Raw genomic sequence first — 20,287 nt, forward strand, 5'->3', positions numbered from 1 at the left:
GAAGCCTAGGCCCTCTCCCGGTGCCGCGGGCGTACCGACTCACACCTTGAAATACTTCGCCTCCGGGTGGTGGAACACGAACGCGTCGGTGGACTGCTCGGGGTGCAGCATCAGCTCATCACTCAAAACAACGCCCATCCGCTCCGGCTTCAGCAGCTCCGTCACCTTGCGGCGGTCCTCCATGTCCGGGCACGCGGGGTAGCCGAGCGAGAACCGCGCACCGCGGTAGTCGAGCTTGAAATACCCTGCCGTGTCCTTGGGCTCCTCGGCGGCAAAGCCCAGTTCCTTCCGGATGCGGGCATGCCAGAACTCGGCCAGTGCCTCGGTGAGCTGCATGACCAGGCCGTTGAGCTCGTAGTAGTCGCGGTACTGGTTCGCCGCGAACATCTTGGAGGTAAACTCTTCAATCTTCGAGCCGGCGGTGACCAGCTGTACCGGCAGCACGTCGATCTGCCCCGATTCGCGCGACTTCACGAAGTCGGCCAGGCACAGGTGCCGGTCGCGGCGCTGGCGCGGGAAGTCGAAGCGCAGCCGGTCGGTGCCGATCGGGCCGCCTGAACCGCCGTCGGGGGCGAGCAGGCCCGCGGGGCCGAGGACGCCGTCGCGGTCTTCACCGTGGTGCAGCACCACCACCTGCTCCCCTTCTGAGACCACGGGGAAGTATCCGTAGGCGACGGAGGCGTCGAGCATGCCCTCGGCCAGGATGCGGTCCAGCCAGTAGCGCAGGCGAGGCCGGCCCTCGCGTTCCACCAGTTCCTCGTAGGAGGCGCCGTCCTCGCCGCGGCCGGGCTTGAGGCCCCACTGGCCCATGAAGGTGGCGCGCTCATCGAGGAACGCCGAGTAGTCGTGGAGCGATACGCCGCGCACAATGCGCGTGCCCCAGAACGGCGGGGCGGGCACGGGGTTATCAAGTGCGACGTCGGACCGGCCGGGCATGGCCTCCGGCTCGGTCACCGTGAATTTGGCGCCGCCCTTGTGGATGCGCTTCTTCAGCGGCGGCAGGCCGACGTCATCCGGCGACTCGCCGCGGGCCACGCGCACCAGCGGTTCCATGAGGGCAAGGCCCTCGAAGGCGTCCTTGGCGTACCGGACCACGCCGTCGAACTGTTCCGCCAGGTCCTGCTCCACATAGGCGCGGGTCAGGGCGGCGCCGCCCAGGATCACCGGCCACTTCTTGGCCATGCCGCGGGACTGCAGCTCGGCTAGGTTTTCCTTCATCACCACGGTGGACTTCACCAGCAGCCCGGACATGCCGATCACGTCCGCGTTGTGTTCCTCGGCCGCGGCGATGATCTCGGCGATGCCCTGCTTGATGCCGATGTTGACTACCTTGTAGCCGTTGTTGGTGAGGATGATGTCCACCAGGTTCTTGCCGATGTCGTGCACGTCGCCGCGCACGGTGGCGATCACCATGGTGCCCTTGCCGGAGGAGTCGGACTTTTCCATGTGCGGTTCCAGCAGGGCGACGGCGTTCTTCATCACCTCGGCGGACTGCAGCACGAACGGCAGCTGCATTTCGCCGGCGCCGAAGCGTTCGCCCACCACCTTCATGCCCTCGAGCAGGTGGTCGTTGATGATGCCGAGCGGGGTCATGCCCTCGCTGCGGGCCAGGTCCAGGTCCGCCTCGAGGCCCTTGCCTTCGCCGTCGATGATGCGCCGCTCCAGGCGTGCGCCCGTGGGCAGCGCCGCGAGTTCGGCGGCGCGCTGGTCCTTGAGGGCCGCGGTGTCGACGCCGGCGAACATGTCGAGCATGATGGCGAGGGGATCGTAGGTGGTGTTGCCGTCGGCGTCGTATTCGCGGCGGTCCCACACCAGGTCCAGGGCCACCTTGCGCTGGTCCTCCGGGATCGAGGCGAGCGGGACGATCTTGGCGGCGTCGATGATGCCGCTGGTCAGGCCTGCTTCGGTGGCCTCATGGAGGAAGACGGAGTTCAGGACGATGCGCGCGGCAGGGTTCAGGCCGAAGGAGACGTTGGAGACGCCGAGGGTTGTGTTGATGCCGGGGTACTTGGCGGTGATCTGGCGGATGGCCTCGATGGTTTCGATGCCGTCCCGCCGGGTTTCTTCCTGGCCGGTGGCGACGGGGAAGGTCAGGGCGTCCACGACGATGTCCTCGACGCGCATGCCCCATTCGCCCACCAGGGCGTCGACGAGGCGGGAGGCGATGGCGACCTTGCCGTCGGTGGTGCGGGCCTGGCCCTGTTCGTCGATGGTCAGGGCGATGACGGCGGTGCCGTGTTCCTTGACCAGCGGCATGATGCGGGCGAAGCGGCTGTTGGGGCCGTCGCCGTCCTCGTAGTTGACGGAGTTGACCACCGGGCGGCCGCCGATAAGTTCCAGGCCGGCCTGCAGGACAGGCGGCTCGGTGGAGTCAATGACCAGCGGGAGGGTGGAGGCCGACGCGAAACGGGAGACGATCTCCTTAACGTCCGCGACGCCGTCGCGCCCCACGTAGTCCACGCAGACGTCCAGCAGGTGCGCGCCGACGCGGATCTGCTCACGGGCGATGTCCACGCAGTCGTCCCAGCGCTCTTCGAGCATGGCCTGGCGGAAGGCCTTGGAGCCGTTGGCGTTGGTGCGCTCACCGATGGCCAGGTAGGCGGATTCCTGGTCGAAGTTCACGTGCTGGTAGAGGGAGGCGATGCCGGCTTCGCGCTCAGTGGGGACTCGGGCGGGGGCGGGCCTGCCGCCGTTGGAGGTCCCGCCGTCGTCCGCGGTTTTGCGGGTGCGGAAGGGCGCAAGGCGTTCGACGACGGCGGCCAGGTGCTCCGGCGTCGTACCGCAGCAGCCGCCCACCAAGCCCAGGCCGAATTCGCGGACGAACTGCTCGTGCGCGGTGGCGAGTTCGGTGGGCGAGAGCGGGTAGTGCGCGCCGTTGGCGCCGAGGACGGGCAGGCCGGCGTTGGGCATGCAGGCGATGGCGACGGAGGACTGCTTGGAGAGGTGGCGGAGGTGCTCGCTCATCTCGTCGGGGCCGGTGGCGCAGTTCAGGCCGATGGCGTCGACGCCGAGCGGCTCGAGCGCGGTGAGCGCGGCGCCGATTTCGGAGCCCATGAGCATGGTGCCGGTGGTCTCGACAGTGACTTCGACGAAGATGGGGAGGCGGACTCCCTTGGAGACGATGGCCTGCTTGCAGCCGTTGACCGCGGCCTTGGTCTGCAGGAGGTCCTGGCTGGTTTCAATGAGGAACGCGTCGGCGCCGCCGTCGATGAGGCCCTCGGCCTGCAGGGCGAAGGTCTGCTTGAGGTAGTCATAACTGGTGTGGCCGAGGCTGGGGAGCTTGGTGCCCGGGCCCATCGAGCCGAGGACCCAGCGCATGCGTCCGTCTGTTGCTTCTGCGGCTTCGGCGCGTTCGCGGGCAATCCTGGCCCCCTTTCGTGCCAGTTCCTCAATGCGGTCGTCGATGCCGTAGTCCGAGAGGTTGGACCAGTTGGCGCCGAAGGTGTTGGTCTCCACGGCGTCGATGCCGGTGGCGAAGTAGGCGTCGTGGATGTCCGCGATGACGTCCGGGCGGGTGTCATTGAGGATCTCGTTGCAGCCCTCGAGCCCCTGAAAGTCCGTTTCGAGCTGCAGGTCCCGGCCCTGCAGCATGGTGCCCATGGCGCCGTCGGCAATGACCACACTGTGGTTCACGGCGTCCAGGAGTTCCTGCGCACGGGCAGGGCGGGGCACGGATTCGATGTCGAGCGCAAAACGGGGCATCTAAACAGGTTACGGGCGGGGGCTTGCAGGGCGGCTGTGTGTGTCTGAGTGCTACGACGGCGGGGGCGCGTGGGCGTGGTCGGGCCGGACCGCGGCGTCGTTGCCGTGGGCCGCAGACGCCGCAAGGTCCGGTCCGGTAACGCCGCAGCTCCGAATGAGTAGTAGACATCAGCAACGGAAGGCGGACATTGGGCGTTCGGCAGGAGTCCGCGGCGTGGGCGGCCACGCTGCGGCGGCACACCATTCCAACAGAGCTCGGCCCCTGTACCGTTCGTGTCCAGCAGGGCTTCGGAAACGGGTCTCCAACGACCGCCGCACCGGAGGTGTACTTGCACGGCGCCGCAGGATCCTGGACCAGCTTCCGGCCGCTGCTTTCCGAAGCATCGCCCCGTGATCGTGTCCTCATTGATCTACCGGGCTGGGGCGAATCCACGGGGGAAGCCCGGCTGGAACACCTCAGCATCGAGGCGATGGGGCACGCAGTAACCGACGTTCTGAACTCGCTCAACTACACCCGGTGGAACCTCGTGGGCCACTCCATGGGAGGCTTCCTGGCTCTGCATATTGCCGCGGCGTGGCCGGAGCAGACTGCCAGCGTCGCAGCCATTTCGCCCACGTCGTTCGCCGTGTCTAAGGCCGCCCGAAAGCCACTGCGCAGCCTCCCCCGGTTCCCGGCAGTTGTGGGAATGATGCTGATCATGCGCACGCTGGCGGTCCTGGGTCCAGCAGCGCCGCCACTGATCGGTGCGGTCGGCTCCACACCCCTGATGAAACTGCTGATGGCGCCCTTCTTCGCAGATCCCCGGGGCATCTCCGCCGGGGTGATCCGCAGGCTCGGCCATGACGTCCGTCCCGCCGGTTTCTCCGCGGCTGCCAGGGCAGTGGCGCACTACGACTTCGACCGTTGGCGCGGCATCCGCTGCGCCGTGCTGGCGACGCGCGGCGAAACTGACGTGTTCACATCAACATCCGACTTGGACCGGCTGGCCTCCACCGTACCGGTTGTCCAGGCTGTGGCGATCCAGCATTGCGGCCATTTCGCCAACCTCGAGCAGCCGGAAAAGGTGCTCCGGCTGCTCGAGGACCTGTGGTCAGAGTGACCCGGCGAACGCCACTCCAGGAAGGTTCAGCTACGCGGTCTCCTAGAGGATGTCGCGCAGCACCTGGGGGTAGTTGGTGATGACCCCGTCGACGCCCCAGTTGATGGCGCGGCGCATGTCCTGGCCGCCGTTCACGGTCCAGGTGTACGTCTTCAGTCCGTAACGGTGGATCATTTCCACGGTGCCCTGAGTCATGTTGCCGAGGGCCGGGTTGGCGGCCTCTGCCCAGGTGGCGGCATCGGCGAGTTGCACCTCGGACGGCGCGCCGCCGAAGAGCAGGCCTACAGGTACGTCCACCGCGAGCGTGTCGAAGGCGCGCAGCCACAGGTGGTTGAAGGACTGCATCATCAGCCGGCCGTGCCGCTGGGCGTAAACGAACTCGGGAAGGGCCCGCAGCTCCCTGTCGACATCGGTCTCGATGCCGGGGTACAGCTCGGGCGACTTGACCTCCAGCAGCATGCCGGCCTTTTGGCCCACTGCCTGCGCCCACTCTGCGAGGGTCGGCACCCGCTGACCGGCGAACTCGGGCGCGAACCATGAGCCGGCGTCGAGCTGCTTGATCTCGGCGAGGGTGAAGTCGCGGACGTTCCACGGCGCCCGGTCGGGGAAGACCTGCTCGACGTCGGTGGTGCGGGCAAGTGTGAGGTCGTGAACGACTATGAGAGCGCCATCGGCAGTGCGCTGGATGTCGTTCTCCACCACGTCTGAGCCGTGCTTCAGCGCGAGCTCCACGGAAGCGAGGGTGTTCTCCGGGGCTGCCCCGCTCGAACCCCTGTGGGCGATGACCTGGACGCCTGAATCAGCCTTGTCCTGGAACGTGCTCTGGGCGGCCTGCGCGGCCGGTGCGATTAACCCGCTCAGGGTGGCTATAACGGCCAACCCCGTGACGATGCCTAGCCCGCGTTCTTTACGGCGCATGAATAGCCTCTTTCTGTTTCCAAACCGGCCTGTGCAGGTTTCTCCACCTACGCTCTCGAAACCCTGTGGACTCGAGCCGAACCGCCCATGACCGGCAGGTGAACTGTGCCGCACAGCTGCCACGTTCAGCTTTGCTGCCGTGACGGTTGGCAGCGCTGAGCGGACGACGGCGGGACCTCCTGCCGTCGACCGGTTCTGTTTGTCAGGCGTCGGTCAGGGCGAGGCTGCACGCTGACAACAGCGACCAGAGATCGGGCTCTGGACGGATGTACTCAGCCTTGCCCGCGACGCTCGTGTAGTCGCCGCGCATCAATACCTTTTTCGAGGAGACGGAACTTACGTCCTTTGTCATGCGCAGACACAGCAAGAAAGGATCATCAATGGCTGTCGTGGCCCTACGGCGCCGCTTTTTCAATCTGGTCTACAGGTTCCTCTTCCCTACCAAACATGCCGGCAAAGAGTAGTGCCAGCACAACAAGAAGGAACGCAACGCTGAACGCGATGACGATGCTGAATACGACATTCTCATTCCGAGTGACGACGATAGCGAGGCTGAGTCCCAGCGAGATCAGGTTGAGAACAACCGCTGCTTCCCGCCACCGAATGAGCCTGTGGCGCCATGTCCTGCTCGGAATATGGGCAGGCGATAGCCGATCCTCCAATGCCAAGAAGACCAAAAGCGCCGGAATCACCTGGGCGAGCAAACCTGCGGCACTCACGTCAATAGTCATGGGCGGATCCTATCTGGACCCACTGACGCTCTCCATGGACTACGGAGATCGCGTTGGTGTTGCTGTCACCCACGTGCTACTTGCTAATAGTCGAATCTCCAGCCCCACTTTTGGTGTCTGAACGCTCAATCGCCGTGGGGCTCTGTCGTCGCGCCTCAATTCCCTGGGCTACGTGCAGGATCGTATCTTCGACAGTTTCCCCGATGGCTTTGGGAACGGAAGCTACCCCTTCGGCCACAGCAGCGGCGGAGTTCACCACGACATCCCCAGCTTTTTGACCAAGGCGGATCACGGATTCATGCCACTGCGTACGCTCGATCGACGCCGGTTCCGGCATACCGAAGGACGAGCTAAAGACACGCAATAGTCGCTGCATTTCCTCAGCGGCAGTGTAAAGCTTTGGCATTTCCAAGGGGTTCGTAATGCGGGTAAAGCTATCCACATCCACCGCTTTTGAAATAGCGTCTGACAAGTTTTGGATTGCCGTGCTGGTGGTGGTCATACGCTGCTCGCGCGCCTTGGCGATATGCCGCTCGTGAGCCGGGGAGTCCGACCCATCCTGCGCACTTCGGACAGCCTCGAGGGCGTCCATGCGAACCATGTTTGTCAGAGCCACTGCAGCAATGACCAGCCAGTGCTTTACTTCGCCCCTTGCTCCGATCTCAGCATTGTTGACCCGCTTGCCGAAGTTCTTGACGGTAAGACTGTCGGCAATGGTGTGCAGGTGGTTCAAGGCGACGGCGTGAGCCTGGGCAAGCGCCGCCGCCTGCCCAGATACCTGATCCCACAGGGCATCGTTGAGCCGCCCGGTCTCTTCGAAGTACCCGAACGCCTTGTCCAGGACGTGGGTAGTGCCCTGCACGTTACCGAGTGCCTCGTCACGATGATCCCGGATGATCGTGTCCAATTTCGCGTCCACAGCCTGAACAAGATCGTCGAGTTCCTTAAGGGCCACGCGGATTGCCAATGTTGCAGCCAATATCTGCATGTTCGCGGCAGCGACCGGGTTGACCGGTGTAGAGGCCACCAGTTCGATAATGCTGTCAATCCTGCCATCAGAGTGGCGCAGCACTCCACTGACAGTTTCCACTTTTTCCTTGGTGGACCCGAGCAGTTCCACATACCGGGCGTAGGACTCGGGAGTCATGTGGAACGAGTTGCCTTCGATATTTGCCGACAAAGCCGTGGCCGCCACCCCAGATATGGCCGCCAGCAGATCTGCCACCCCTGAGCCCAAATTTGAGCGGCGCTCTTCTTTAACGTCCAACTTGCGGAAGAGCTCCGCAATTGCTTTCGGGTCGCCTGCCACCAAGGCATTTCTGCCATCGACGTACAGCGAAAGGTCACGGTCATTGTCGGTCATGCCAACATCTTCACACACGCCAGCCATGGCAGGGCGGGCGCCACTTCCGAGGTCCCAGGTCTGCCTGCCGAGCTGTGTCATCCCGCCATACGTTTCCTTCATCGCCATCTCGCACGGTGCTACTCTCGCGGGAGGAACCAATCAACGTGTGGAGAAGACTGTGGCTGGAGCAACGGACAAGGTGGCAGATGCGATCAAGGCCAGCGGCGTGAAGGTGAAGCAGGCTGCTGCCAAAATGCATGACCTCACCACCGACCCGGTAGTGCAAGCGAGGGCGCGGAAGCTCGCTGAAAAGGGCGCCGAGGCCTACCAACTAGCCAATAGCCCAGAGGCGAGGAAGGCGTACCGTCAGGTCGCAGCCTTCTTGAAGAAGACACGCAAGAAGTAAGGCCAGTCAGCCAACGCTTCGCAGCCAGCAGTTCTCCATGCCCACCGACGTTGCTCCTCGCCAATAGAATGCAATGGCAAGTACGTGCGTGATCGATTAAACGCTGCACGGCAATGGGGGCACCGATGACGTTATCGGCCAAAGTCCGCGCACCCCACTGCCCCGCAGCAAGGAAAGTGGTAACAGTGGCCGGCAACAACAACGCCAACCTGGTGTGGAGCATCGCGAACATTCTGCGGGGCACCTACAAACCGGCCCAGTACGGCTCGGTGATTCTGCCGTTCACCATCCTGCGGCGTCTGGACTGCGTCCTCGAGAAGACGAAGGATGCCGTCCTCGCCGAAGCGGAAGCGAAGAAGAACCTCAACATCCCGCTCGACACGTTCCTGCAGAAGGCCTCGGGCCACAGCTTCTTCAACACCTCGAAGTTCAACTTCGCCAAGCTCCTGGACGACCCCAGCAACATCAAGGCGAACATCCTCAACTACGTTCAGGGCTTCTCAGAGAACACCCGGGACATCTTCGAGCGCTTCGAGTTCTACAAGACCCTCGAGAAGCTGGACAGCGCCGACCTGCTCTACCACGTGACCAAGGACTTCGCCGCGATCGATCTCCACCCGGAGGCCATCAGCAATATCGAGATGGGCCTCCTGTTCGAGGAGCTCATCCGCCGGTTCGCTGAAACGTCCAACGAGACCGCGGGTGAGCACTTCACCCCGCGCGAAGTCATCCAGCTGATGGTGCAGCTTTTGCTGAATTACGACGACGACGTCCTCAACAAAGAGGGCATCGTCCGGTCCATCTATGACCCCACCGCAGGGACGGGCGGTATGCTCACCGTCGCCCAGGAGCACCTGCACGGGCTGAACCCGAGCGCCTCCCTCGTGGCCTACGGCCAGGAGATCAACGACGAGTCCTACGCCATCTGCAAATCAGACCTGCTGATCAAGGGCCAGGACATCTCCAAGATCTCGGTCGGCGACACCCTCGCCAACGACCAGAACATCGGCCAGCAGTTCGACTTCATGCTGTCCAATCCGCCGTTCGGTGTCGAGTGGAAAAAGATCCAGCCACAGATCCAGAAAGAGCACGAGCAGTACGGCTTCGAGGGCCGGTTCGGGCCCGGACTTCCAAGGGTCAGCGATGGCTCCCTGCTGTTCCTGCTGCACCTGATCCGCAAGATGCGCCCGGCGCACGAGGGCGGCTCGCGCATCGGCATCGTCCTCAACGGGTCCCCGCTGTTCACCGGTGGCGCCGGCTCCGGCGAGTCGGAGATCCGCAAGTACGTCATCGAGAACGACCTCGTCGAAGCCATCATCGCGCTGCCCACGGACATGTTCTACAACACTGGCATCGCCACCTATGTCTGGATTCTTTCCAACAGCAAGAAGCAAAAGCACCCGGAGCGGGTCGGCAAGATCCAGCTCATCAACGGCGTGGATTTCTTCCAGAAGATGCGCAAGAGCCTCGGCTCCAAGCGCAAGGAACTGGGCGCCAAGGACATCGAGCGGATCGTCCGGCTTTATGGGGCTTTCGAGCATGACGCCGATACCTCCAAAGTTTTCAACAACCAGGATTTCGGCTACTCCACCATCACTGTGGAGCGCCCGCTGAAGCTCAACTTCGCCTGCACCCCGGAGCGGATAGAAGCTGCCCTGGCGCAGAAGCCGGTGGAAAAGCTGTCCGACGACGACCGGCAGCTTCTCGAAAAAGCGCTCATCCGGGTGGGCGAAGACGAAGTGAAACTGTGGAAGAACCGCGAGGCGTTCCTCAAGGTTCTTAAGCCCGCCCTCTCCGGTGCCGGCCTCAAGCTGGGCGCGCCGGTCCTGAAAGCCGTTCTCGCCGGGCTGTCCGAACGCGATGAGTCCGCCGATGTCTGCAAAGGGCCTAAGGGAACGCCCGAACCGGATACGGATCTGCGCGACACCGAGAACGTCCCGCTGGACGGGGACATCCAGGACTACTTCTCCCGGGAAGTTCTTCCGCATGTCCCCGACGCCTGGATCGACGAGTCCAAGACCAAGGTCGGCTACGAGATTCCGTTTACCCGGCACTTCTACAAGTACGTGGCACCCAGGTCGCTGGACGAGATCGACGCTGATTTGAACAAGCTCATCGGAGAGATCACGACGCTGCTGGCCGAGGTTGAGAAGTGACAAGCCTCCAGCCGTACGACGAATACAAGCAGTCCGGTGTGGAATGGATCCCCGACGTGCCGACAAGCTGGCAACTTGCACGCCTGAAGTCCAGAGTCCAGCTCGTCACTGACCGCGCCGAAGGGCGTTCCTACCCTGTGGCTCTGGAAAACATCGAGGGGTGGACCGGCAGGCTGGTCGAATCCACCACAGAGTTCGCAGCCGAGGGCATCGAATTTTCGGCCGGCGATGTCCTTTTTGGCAAGCTAAGACCCTATCTCGCGAAGTCCTGGGCAGCAGACCGACCGGGCGAGGCCGTTGGAGACATCTACGTGATGCGTCCGGGCACGAACCTCAACCCGAAGTTTCTGAACTACCTAACGTTGAACTCGCAATTCATTGCCTTGGTGGACGGCTCTACTTTTGGATCCAAGATGCCTCGTGTCAGCTGGGACTTCATTGCCAACATCCTTCATCCCTTCCCTGATCCCGAAGTCCAACGCCAAATTGTGGCATTCCTCGACCGCGAAACCGCCCAGATCGACGAACTGATCGGCAAGCAGGAGCGGCTCATCGAACTGCTTGCCGAGAAGCGCCAGGCCATCATCACCCAAGCCGTCACCAAAGGCCTCGACCCCACCGCCCCCACCACGCCCTCCGGGATCCCCTGGCAGGGCCCGGTGCCTGAACATTGGACCGTGCAACCGCTGAAGAACCTGATGCGGATGCAGACTGGCGTCACGCTGGGCAAAGATTTCTCCGATGTCGAGACCGAGACGTACGCGTACCTGCGAGTGGCTAACGTCCAGATTGGTTACGTAGATCTTAAAGACGTCAAAGAAATCGATTTACCAACAGAAGTCGCAGCCTCTTCTATTTTGCAGCCAGGCGATGTGCTGATGACTGAAGGCGGCGATCGCGACAAGCTCGCGCGTGGGTGCATCTGGGATGGATCAATCAGCCCATGTGTTCACCAGAACCACATCTTCGCAGTTCGCACCGGTCCTCAGCTACTCAACAGTTTCTTGGTCCTGCTGTTGGACGCGGACCCTGCGCGCGCTTATTTCTACCTGACGGGAAAACAGTCGACCAACCTTGCATCCACAAACTCGACCACCGTCAAAAACTTCAGGTTCGGTGTCCCGCCGATCAGCGAGCAACTTCGAATTGTGACCCATCTGAAGACCAAAACGCTCCAGATTGACGACCTTGTCGAGAAAGCCAAAGCAGTTATCTCGACTCTAAAGGAGCGTCGCTCCGCCCTGATCTCAGCTGCCGTGACGGGCAAGATCGAAGTAGGGAGCAGTTAGATGGACGGACAGTCCATAGCGAACCTGATAACCGCCCTAGGTGTCGTTGCGTCGATCGTACTTGGAGCCCTCAACATGCGAAGTCAGCAGAAGCTGGCCCAAGCAGCAGCGGACCGTGCCGAAGCCGCTGGCCGAGTCAGTGCCGACAATACGGAAAAGGTAATTTCTGCGCTGGAGAAGATGGCTGATACGGCAGAGATTCTTGCTGAGCAGCCACGGCGTGGCATCCTTCCCCCCGAGGCTGCGAAACGCGCCAGGTGGCGACTCGACCACTACAAGGGCGATACCTATCAATTGACCAACATTGGTAATGCAACCGCCGCCAATGTCGATGTCAGCGCTCATGAATCCCTTATTTTCCAGGGACCAGAGTCGCCCATCGTCCTGCGTCCGGACGAGGGCGTTACTTTTCTTGCGGCGGCTTCGCTCGCCACCCACGACAAGACGATTACCGTCCGGTGGGACGCGGAGGACGGGACATCGGCGGACTGGAAATACCCTCTTCCTCCGAAGCCCTAGTCCGACGGGGCATAGTTGAAATGTCCGCGAAGCACTACGGCAGCATCACAAGCACGAAGGCCTGCAATCAGGGGGAAGAATATGGCGCAGCACAATGAAATAGTCCTTGAGGAGGAGATCTGTCAGGCGCTCGCGGGCGAGGGATGGATCTACGAGCCGGGCCGAAAAGCGAGTGACCTCTACGACGCCACCAGGGCCCTGATTCCGGAGGATGTCTTCGCCTGGCTGGAAGACACCCAGTCGGACCAACTGGCTAAAGTCCTGAAGCCCGAAGACTCCCCCGCCGAGCACGAGGTGGCCAAGCGGCTCCTCCTTGACCGGCTATGCGCGGTGCTGGACAAACCCGCCACAAAGGAAGCCGGGATGCTCTCGGTGCTGCGTTCAGGGTTTAAGGATGTCGCCGCGAAGTTCGACATGTGCCAGTTCCGGCCAGCCATGGGACTGAACCCCGAAACGCTTGAGCGGTATAACAAGGTGCGCCTCCGCGTCCTGCGCCAGGTCCACTATTCCACCGTAGACACCCTGAAGAGCATCGACCTGGTCCTGTTCGTCAACGGTCTTCCGGTGGCGACCATCGAGCTTAAGACCGATTTCACCCAAAGCATCAACGACGCCGTCCAGCAGTACCGCGCGGACCGGCTGCCGCGGAACGGCAAAAACAAAGACGAGCCGCTGCTCTCCTTTGGCCGGCGCGCCTTGGTGCACTTCGCCGTCAGCAACGATGAAATCCAGATGACCACGGACCTCAAGGGCAAGGACACCTACTTCCTGCCCTTCAACCTCGGCGACAACGGCCGCGCCGGCAACCCGCCCAACCCCAAGGGATCGGCCACGAGCTACCTCTGGGAACAGGTCCTGCAGCGTGACTCGTGGCTGAACATCATCGGTAAGTTCCTGCACCTGCAAGTCAGCGACAAAACCAATCCGGTCACCGGCCAGCGGGAAATCCGCAAGTCATTGCTCTTTCCCCGCTACCACCAATGGAACGTGGTCAACGAGCTCATTGAGAGCGCCCGGACCGAGGGGCCGGGCCACCATTACCTGGTGCAGCACTCGGCGGGCTCGGGCAAGACGAACTCCATCGCCTGGACGGCGCACCAGCTCAGTGCCCTACACGACGCCCAGGACAAGAAGATCTTCGACTCGGTGATCGTCGTCACCGACCGGACCGTCCTAGACGCCCAGCTGCAGGACGCGATCTACCAGATCGAACACAAGTCCGGCGTCGTCATTCCCATCCGCGGCAACGCCGGGTCAAAGTCTGCCGAACTCACCGAGGCGCTGACAGCGCGGACGCCGATCATCATCGTCACCATCCAGACCTTCCCGTTCGCGCTGAAGGCCATCGCCGAATCCCGGGCGCTGAAGTGTCGGAACTTCGCGATCATCGCGGACGAGGCGCACTCCTCCCAGACCGGTTCCACCGCCAACAAGCTCAAAAAGGTGCTCTCCGCCGAGGAACTGGCGGACGTCAACGACGGTGGCGAGTTCGACGTCGAATCCTATCTTGCCGCCGAAATGGCAGAGCGTGCGGACGCGAAGAACATCAGTTATTTCGCGTTCACGGCCACGCCCAAGGCCAAGACCCTGGAACTGTTCGGCCGTAAAGGTCCGGACGGCCTGCCTCAGCCGTTCCACGTGTACTCCATGCAGCAGGCCATCGAAGAACGCTTCATCCTGGATGTACTGCAGAACTACACCAGTTACAAGGTGGCGTACCGGCTGACGCACGACGGCCGCGACTACGACTCCAATGACCCGGGTTCAGCTGACACCGTCGAAAAGTCGGAAGCTCTGAAATCTTTGATGAAGTGGGTCAAACTGCACCCCTACAACATCAGTCAGAAGGTTCAGGTGATCGTGGAGCACTTCCGTGAGAACGTCGCCTGGCGGCTCGGCGGCAAGGCCAAGGCGATGGTGGTCACCGGCTCGCGAAAGGAAGCGGTCCGGTACAAGCTCGCCATCGACAAATACATTCACGACGCCGGCTACGCCGGTTTGGGGACGATGGTCGCCTTCTCAGGCGAAATCGCCGACGACGAGTCAGGCCCCGACGTGTTCACCGAGCTGAGCATGAACCCGGGGTTGAAGGGTCGGACGCTGCCCGAGGCGTTCGCCACCGACGAATACAAGATCATGCTGGTGGCCAACAAATTCCAGACCGGCTTTGACCAGCCGCTGCTGGTCGCCATGTATGTGGACAAAAAACTGTCCGGGGTCTCAGCGGTGCAGACGCTGTCCCGGCTGAACCGGACGGCCGTCGGCAAGGACCAGACTTTCGTGCTGGACTTCGTCAACGACCCCGCTGAAATCCTCGCTTCCTTCCAGCCGTACTACCGCGAGGCCGCCCTGGAAGACGTCTCCAACCCCAATGTGGTGCATGACCTTCAGGCCAAGCTTGACGCGGCCCAGATCTACCTTGAATCAGAAGTGGACGGCCTGGTGAAGGCCTATGTCCTGGAAGAAGGCAACAACGCCCTCTCCAGTTGGACGACACCGGCGAAGTCCCGGTTCAACACCCGCTACAACGAAGCTGTTGCGGGTGGGAACAAGACTGCGCAGGACGAGCTGGACCTGTTCCGCAAGGACCTGGGGTCTTTCATCCGCGCTTACGACTTCCTCTCCCAGATCTACGACTATGCCGACACGGACCTGGAGAAGCGCTCCATCTACTACAAACATCTCCTCCCGACCCTTCGCGTGAACGACGCCAAGGTGGCGCTGGACCTGTCCGGCGTCGTCCTGGCGAAATATGCACTCAAGGACAAGGGCGAGGCACAGCTGAAGCTCTCGGGCGAGGGCGAACTCCTCAAGCCGTTGACGGATCCCGGGACCGGGCAGACCAAGGATCCTGTCCTGGTGACCTGGGAAGAGGTTATTCAGCAGGCCAACCTGCCGTTCGAGGGCGAGGAACTGGACGCGGTGGCGCACTTCGTCGAAGGAGTACGGCGCGAACTCGTAAAGAACGAGACGCTGCAGAAGCAGGCCCGGAACAACTCCCGCAGCCATTTCGGCAGCAGTCCGCACCTGGAATCAGCCGTCACGGAAGCGGTCTCGAACTCCATGGACAGCCACTACAACCTCAGTCTCCAGGCACTTGGCGACAAGACGAAGATGCACGCGCTCCTAAAGATGCTCAGCGAACTGGTCTACGAGGAGTTGCAAGCATCCAAGGCAACCTGAGGCCATCGTCGTTTGCTCCAACTCCAACAGAACTCGGAGCAAACTCGGAGAACACCAAACGGTCTCACCGAAGATTAACATCCACGGGCCTGCTCGATCCGCGGTTGTTTCAGCTGCAAGTTCCGCGGTTCGCAATGGGCGCGCACGTAGACTTCCTTCCATGCGCGTCTTCGACATTGCCTTCGACTACCTGCTCGACACCACGCCTCCGGGAACGGACGCCGACTCCAATAGTCCGCGGCTGAAGGCTGACCATCAGCTGCTCTGGACGAAGGAGCTAGGCGAGGGGCAGCTGTTCGAACTGACGGTCTCGGAAGATCCCAAGGTGCGTCGGGAAAACTACCTGATGTTCGAGCAGACGCCCGACAAGTCGTTCACAGTCGGCAGTGACGCCATCACGAACTCCTACACCAGGTGGGTCAAGCCCAAGGCCTTGGTTGAGGCTAAGGCCGAGTTGAGTGAGGAGCAGAAGAGCCGCTATCTCGACCCGCCGTACACGATCGGCAGCGCCATGATCTGGCCCGTCAGAGGAATACACCTGCCCACCCTCAACACCGCCAGGGGAATGCGGCAATCTATTGCCGACCGGATGGACCTGACTCTGGAGTGCATCCGGCGCCACTACGCCGGGGAGCCAGGCAGCCCCCTCGCCGATGTCATCACCAACTATGGGGACTTCTTCGAACTCTTCGGTACGTTTGAGAATTTCGTGGAGTTTTTCCACTTCCAGGACCTCGTGACGCCGGAGGGGAAGATCGCTTTCTTCCTCGATGAGGATGAGGACACAGTCTTCACGCGCCCGGGCGTCCCGGCCACGAAGGACGAGTACACCAGGATGCGGGAAGCCTCACTGAAGTTCATAGCGCTGCGGGGCAACCGGATGGCCGACTGGGTCGAGGAGAACCACCGCGACGTTGAGGTCCGACGGCCATAACCAATGAGGGTCTGAGGTCCGCTAGATGCGCCATTTTCATAACGGAAAAATATAACGGAGTTGCGGGACAATCCTTTTGCCCCCTCATTCACCATCACTCACCATGGTTCACGATCAAGAGAAGCAAGGCCATGCCGCGTCTTCGAGGGAAACAACACCCGCCTCAAGCAAACTGCCGATGACGTTCTGGAAACGAGCGAGCTTCAAACCTCCGCCGCCGGAGCCGCAAACTGGGCCTCATACAACCGCGCATAAGCCCCGCCAGCAGCAAGGAGCGAAGCGTGCGTGCCCTGCTCTACGATCTGGCCGGCCTCCATCACCAGGATGAGGTCGGCGTCGCGGATGGTGGACAGGCGGTGGGCAATGACGAACGACGTCCGGTCGGACCGCAGCGCACTCATCGCCTTCTGCACCAGCACCTCGGTCCGGGTGTCCACCGAAGACGTCGCCTCGTCCAGGATCAGCACCGACGGCCTGGCAAGGAACGCCCGCGCAATCGTTAGCAGCTGCTTCTCCCCCGCGGACACGTTGGCGCCCTCGTCCTCCAGCACCGTGTCGTACCCGTCCGGCAGCGAGCGCACGAACCGGTCCACGTACGTCGCACGGGCCGCTTCCAAAATCTCAGCCTCAGTAGCCGAAGGCCGCCCGTACGCGATGTTGTCCCGGATCGTTCCGCCGAACAGCCACGTATCCTGCAGCACCATCCCCATCCGCGAGCGCAGCTCGCGCCGCGGCACTGAGGTGACGTCCGCGCCGTCGAGCGTTATCCGCCCCGCATCCAGCTCGTAGAACCGCATCATCAGGTTCACCAGCGTGGTCTTGCCCGCCCCGGTGGGCCCCACGATCGCCACCGTCTGCCCCGGCTCCGCCACCAGGGAAAGCCCGGAGATCAGCGGCTTGTCCGGCGAATACGAGAAGGACACGTCCTCGAACACGAGCCGCCCGCGGCCGAACACCGGCCCAGAAGAAGCAGGTGGCTCAACAGACTCCTCCTCCTCATCCAACAACGAGAACACCCGCTCGGCAGAGGCCACCCCGGACTGCAGCACGTTCGCCATGGACCCCAGCTGCGCCAGCGGCATGGTGAACTGCCGCGAGTACTGGATGAACGCCTGCACGTCGCCCAGCTGCATCGCCCCGGAGGCCACCTGCAGGCCGCCCACCACGGCGATCCCCACGTACACCAGGTTCCCGATGAACGTCATGGCCGGCATGATCAGCCCGGAAATGAACTGCGCCCCGAAGCTCGCGTCATAGAGTTCCGCGTTCTTCTGCCGGAACCGCTCGCCCACCTCTTGCTGCCGTCCGAACACCTTCACCAGCGCATGCCCGGTGTAGGTCTCCTCGATCTGCCCGTTCAGCTCCCCCGTGTGCTTCCACTGCGCCACGAACAGCTTCTGCGAGCGCTTGGCGATCAGCGCCGTGATCCCCAGCGTCAGCGGAATGGTCACCAGCGCGATCAGTGCCAGCGTGGGCGAGAGGATGAACATCATCACCAGCACGCCCAGCACCGTCAGCAACGAGGAGACCGCCTGGCTGATGGTCTGCTGCAGGCTCTGCGAAATGTTGTCCACGTCGTTGGTCACCCGACTCAGCAGCTCACCGCGCTGGATCGAGTCGAAATACCGCAGCGGCAGCCGGTGGATCTTCTCCTCCACATCCCCGCGCAGCTTGAACACCGTCCGCTGCACCACGCCGTTCAGCACATACGCCTGCACCCACATAAACGCCGACGACAGCACATACAGCACCAGCGCCCACGTCAGCACGTTCCCCAGCGCGGCAAAGTCGATCCCCTGCCCAGGCGTGAGCGCCATGGCGCTAAGCATGTCCGCGCGCTGCCCCTCCCCGGAGGCCCGCAGCTGCGCGATCACCTGCTCCTTGCTGGCCCCGGCCGGAAGCTCGCGGGAGACGACGCCGGCGAAGATCAGGTTGGTGCCCTCCCCCAGCAGCCGCGGCCCGATCACGGACAGCGCCACCCCGGCCACCGCCGTCACGAACACCAGCAGCAGCCACGCCCGCTCCGGCCGCAGCGTCCCCAGCAGCCGTTTGGCCGACGGCCAGAAATTCATCGCCTTCTCCGCCGGGACGTTCATCCCCGCGAACGGTCCGCCGCGCCCTGGGCCCCCTGCCGGACGCGGGATGCGTACGACGGCGGTGCCTCCCGTTGCCGAGGCGGGTGCGGCTTTGGTGCCGGGTGCGGGAGAGGACTCCGGGCTCATACCGTCTCCTCCGCCGCGAGCTGGGAGGAGACGATCTCGCGGTACGTCTCGGATGTCTCCAGCAGCTCACTGTGCGTTCCGCGCCCGACGATCCTGCCGCCGTCGAGCACTAAAATCTGATCCGCGTCCACGATGCTGGAGACGCGCTGGGCGATGATCACCAGGGTGGCGCCGGCGGTGCTGCGCTTGAGGGCCTGGCGGAGCCGGGCGTCGGTGCCGGTGTCCAGCGAGGAGAAGGAATCGTCGAAGATGTACAGCTCGGGCCGCTTCACCAGGGCCCGGGCGATGGCCAGCCGCTGCCGCTGCCCGCCGGAAACGTTGGTGCCGCCCTGGCTGATGGGCGCGTCCAGGCCCCCGTCCATCCGCTCCACGAAGTCCCGGGCCTGCGCGATCTCCAGCGCCTCCCACAGCTCGTCCTCGGTGGCGTCAGGCTTGCCGTAGAGCAGGTTGCTGCGGACGGTGCCGGTGAACAGGTAGGGCCGCTGCGGGACCAGGCCGATGTGTCCCCAGAGCAGGTCCGGGTGCAGCTCGCGGACGTCCACGCCGTCGATCCGCACCGAGCCGGTGGTGGCGTCAAACAGCCGGGGCATGAGGTTCACCAGGGTTGTCTTGCCGGAGCCGGTGCTGCCGATGATCGCCGTCGTCTGCCCCGCTTGGGCGGTGAAGCTGATCCCGGCGAGGACCGGCAGGTCGGCACCCGGGTAGGCGAATCCGACGTCGCGCATTTCCAGCCCGCCGTTCCTTCGCCCGTCGGGAGACACAACGCTGCTGACCGGGTGCTGCGGCGGGCGGACGCTGGACTCCGTGCGCAGCACCTCGCCGATCCGGTCGCCCGAGACGGCAGCGCGCGGGATCATCACGGCCATGAATGTGGCCATCATGACGGACATCAGGATCTGGATCAGGTAGCTGAGGAACGCGATCAGGGTGCCCACCTGCATGGAGCCGTCCTGGATCCGGAACGCACCGAACCAGATCACGGCCACGCTGGAGACGTTCAGGACCAGCATCACCACCGGGAACGCGAGCGCCATGAGCCGGCCGGCGCGCAGGGCGGTGTCCGTGACGTCCTCGTTGGCGGAGGCGAAGCGCGCGGTCTCGATGTCCTCGCGGACGAACGCCCGGACCACCCGGATGCCGGTGAGCTGTTCGCGGAGGACGCGGTTCACGGTGTCGATCCGCTTCTGCATCTTGCGGAACAGCGGCACCATCCGGGCGGTGATCAGGCCGACGGCGAGAAGCAGCACCGGGACGGCGACGGCGATCAGCCAGGACAGCTCCACGTCCTGCCGGATGGCCATGATCACGCCGCCGATGCTGAGCATGGGGGCGGTGACCAGCATGGTGGCGGACATGAGGACCAGCTGCTGGACCTGCTGGACGTCGTTGGTGGACCGTGTGATGAGGCTGGGGGCGCCGAACTTTGTGACTTCCTGCTCGGAGAACTCCCCCACCCGCGTGAAGATGGCACTCCGGAGGTCCCGGCCCACGCCCATGGCGGCCTTCGCGGCGAAGTAGACGGCGATGATGGCGCAGGCGATCTGCAGCAGCGTGATCCCGAGCATCAGGGCGCCGAGGCTCAGGATGACCCCGGTATCGCCCTTGGCCACGCCTTCGTCGATGATGTCCGCGTTCAGGGTGGGCAGGTATAGCGACGCGATGGACTGCGCCAGCTGAAAGACCACGACGGCGGCCAGCAGCTTGCGGTGCGGCCGCAGGTATTCAACAAGCAGTTTCCAGAGCAAGGCGGCTCCCGGTCCAGGGCCACGGGGGTGGCGCGAA

At 63.2% G+C, this 20,287-nt stretch carries 13 protein-coding genes; 7 read left to right on the forward strand and 6 right to left on the reverse strand.

Going from position 1 to position 20,287, the window contains the following annotated elements:
- Window positions 1–39: 39 nt before the first annotated feature.
- The gene (gene metH, locus ACIQC0_RS13495) at window positions 40–3,702 is read right to left on the reverse strand and encodes a methionine synthase (protein ID WP_400535510.1); all 3,663 of its coding nucleotides are present in this window, start codon (window positions 3,700–3,702) and stop codon (window positions 40–42) included.
- Window positions 3,703–3,890: 188 nt separating this feature from the next.
- Between metH and ACIQC0_RS13500 the strand changes: the two genes are divergently transcribed.
- Window positions 3,891–4,802 (forward strand): alpha/beta fold hydrolase, encoded by a 912-nt coding sequence (locus tag ACIQC0_RS13500; protein WP_400535512.1) that lies wholly within the window; start codon window positions 3,891–3,893, stop codon window positions 4,800–4,802.
- 42 nt (window positions 4,803–4,844) lie between these two features.
- Here ACIQC0_RS13500 and ACIQC0_RS13505 read toward each other — a convergent pair whose 3' ends face one another.
- The 3 genes from ACIQC0_RS13505 to ACIQC0_RS13515 all read right to left on the reverse strand — a co-directional run bounded on the left by ACIQC0_RS13505 (window position 4,845) and on the right by ACIQC0_RS13515 (window position 7,922).
- Window positions 4,845–5,720: a glycerophosphodiester phosphodiesterase gene (locus ACIQC0_RS13505; RefSeq protein ID WP_400535514.1), complete on the reverse strand. Its 876-nt coding sequence runs from the start codon at window positions 5,718–5,720 to the stop codon at window positions 4,845–4,847.
- Window positions 5,721–6,115: 395 nt separating this feature from the next.
- Window positions 6,116–6,451 carry a hypothetical protein gene (locus tag ACIQC0_RS13510; protein ID WP_400535516.1) on the reverse strand — a complete coding sequence of 112 codons (336 nt, stop codon included), beginning with the start codon at window positions 6,449–6,451 and terminating at the stop codon, window positions 6,116–6,118.
- 76 nt (window positions 6,452–6,527) lie between these two features.
- A complete protein-coding gene (locus ACIQC0_RS13515; RefSeq protein WP_400535518.1) occupies window positions 6,528–7,922 on the reverse strand; it encodes a hypothetical protein in 1,395 nt (464 codons plus the stop codon).
- A 40-nt stretch (window positions 7,923–7,962) separates the two neighbouring features.
- Here ACIQC0_RS13515 and ACIQC0_RS13520 point away from each other — a divergent pair, with 40 nt between their 5' ends.
- From ACIQC0_RS13520 to ACIQC0_RS13545, 6 genes are all read left to right on the forward strand, one after another.
- Window positions 7,963–8,202 (forward strand): hypothetical protein, encoded by a 240-nt coding sequence (locus ACIQC0_RS13520; protein ID WP_400535520.1) that lies wholly within the window; start codon window positions 7,963–7,965, stop codon window positions 8,200–8,202.
- Between the two features lie 185 nt (window positions 8,203–8,387).
- On the forward strand, window positions 8,388–10,358 hold the full coding sequence (locus tag ACIQC0_RS13525; protein ID WP_400535522.1) for an N-6 DNA methylase: 1,971 nt from the start codon (window positions 8,388–8,390) through the stop codon (window positions 10,356–10,358).
- Window positions 10,355–11,647 carry a hypothetical protein gene (locus ACIQC0_RS13530; RefSeq protein WP_400535524.1) on the forward strand — a complete coding sequence of 431 codons (1,293 nt, stop codon included), beginning with the start codon at window positions 10,355–10,357 and terminating at the stop codon, window positions 11,645–11,647. The genes ACIQC0_RS13525 and ACIQC0_RS13530 overlap by 4 nt, the downstream gene beginning before the upstream one ends.
- The gene (locus ACIQC0_RS13535) at window positions 11,648–12,166 is read left to right on the forward strand and encodes a hypothetical protein (RefSeq protein ID WP_400535526.1); all 519 of its coding nucleotides are present in this window, start codon (window positions 11,648–11,650) and stop codon (window positions 12,164–12,166) included.
- 81 nt (window positions 12,167–12,247) lie between these two features.
- Entirely contained in the window at window positions 12,248–15,349 is a 3,102-nt protein-coding gene (locus tag ACIQC0_RS13540; protein WP_400535527.1) for a type I restriction endonuclease subunit R, read from the forward strand.
- A gap of 160 nt (window positions 15,350–15,509) precedes the next feature.
- The gene (locus ACIQC0_RS13545; protein ID WP_400535529.1) at window positions 15,510–16,283 is read left to right on the forward strand and encodes a DUF6994 family protein; all 774 of its coding nucleotides are present in this window, start codon (window positions 15,510–15,512) and stop codon (window positions 16,281–16,283) included.
- A gap of 203 nt (window positions 16,284–16,486) precedes the next feature.
- On the opposite strand, the gene ACIQC0_RS13550 is transcribed toward ACIQC0_RS13545, so the two are convergent.
- Together ACIQC0_RS13550 and ACIQC0_RS13555 are read right to left on the reverse strand one after the other, a co-directional pair.
- Complete coding sequence (locus ACIQC0_RS13550; RefSeq protein WP_400535531.1) at window positions 16,487–18,505, reverse strand: ABC transporter ATP-binding protein; 2,019 nt, start codon at window positions 18,503–18,505, stop codon at window positions 16,487–16,489.
- Entirely contained in the window at window positions 18,502–20,250 is a 1,749-nt protein-coding gene (locus ACIQC0_RS13555; protein WP_400535533.1) for an ABC transporter ATP-binding protein, read from the reverse strand. Before ACIQC0_RS13555 ends, ACIQC0_RS13550 begins: the two co-directional genes overlap by 4 nt.
- Window positions 20,251–20,287: the final 37 nt, after the last annotated feature.

The organism is Pseudarthrobacter sp. NPDC092419 (genome assembly GCF_044755045.1).
Lineage (GTDB): Bacteria > Actinomycetota > Actinomycetes > Actinomycetales > Micrococcaceae > Arthrobacter.

Bases quoted from the DNA above. Each gene is read 5' to 3' on its own strand.
- metH (WP_400535510.1), bottom strand. From the start codon at position 3,702: ATGCCCCGTTTTGCGCTCGACATCGAATCCGTGCCCCGCCCTGCCCGT.
- ACIQC0_RS13505 (WP_400535514.1), bottom strand. From the start codon at position 5,720: ATGCGCCGTAAAGAACGCGGGCTAGGCATCGTCACGGGGTTGGCCGTT.
- ACIQC0_RS13510 (WP_400535516.1), bottom strand. From the start codon at position 6,451: ATGACTATTGACGTGAGTGCCGCAGGTTTGCTCGCCCAGGTGATTCCG.
- ACIQC0_RS13515 (WP_400535518.1), bottom strand. From the start codon at position 7,922: ATGGCGATGAAGGAAACGTATGGCGGGATGACACAGCTCGGCAGGCAG.
- ACIQC0_RS13535 (WP_400535526.1), top strand. From the start codon at position 11,648: ATGGACGGACAGTCCATAGCGAACCTGATAACCGCCCTAGGTGTCGTT.
- ACIQC0_RS13540 (WP_400535527.1), top strand. From the start codon at position 12,248: ATGGCGCAGCACAATGAAATAGTCCTTGAGGAGGAGATCTGTCAGGCG.
- ACIQC0_RS13545 (WP_400535529.1), top strand. From the start codon at position 15,510: ATGCGCGTCTTCGACATTGCCTTCGACTACCTGCTCGACACCACGCCT.
- ACIQC0_RS13550 (WP_400535531.1), bottom strand. From the start codon at position 18,505: ATGAGCCCGGAGTCCTCTCCCGCACCCGGCACCAAAGCCGCACCCGCC.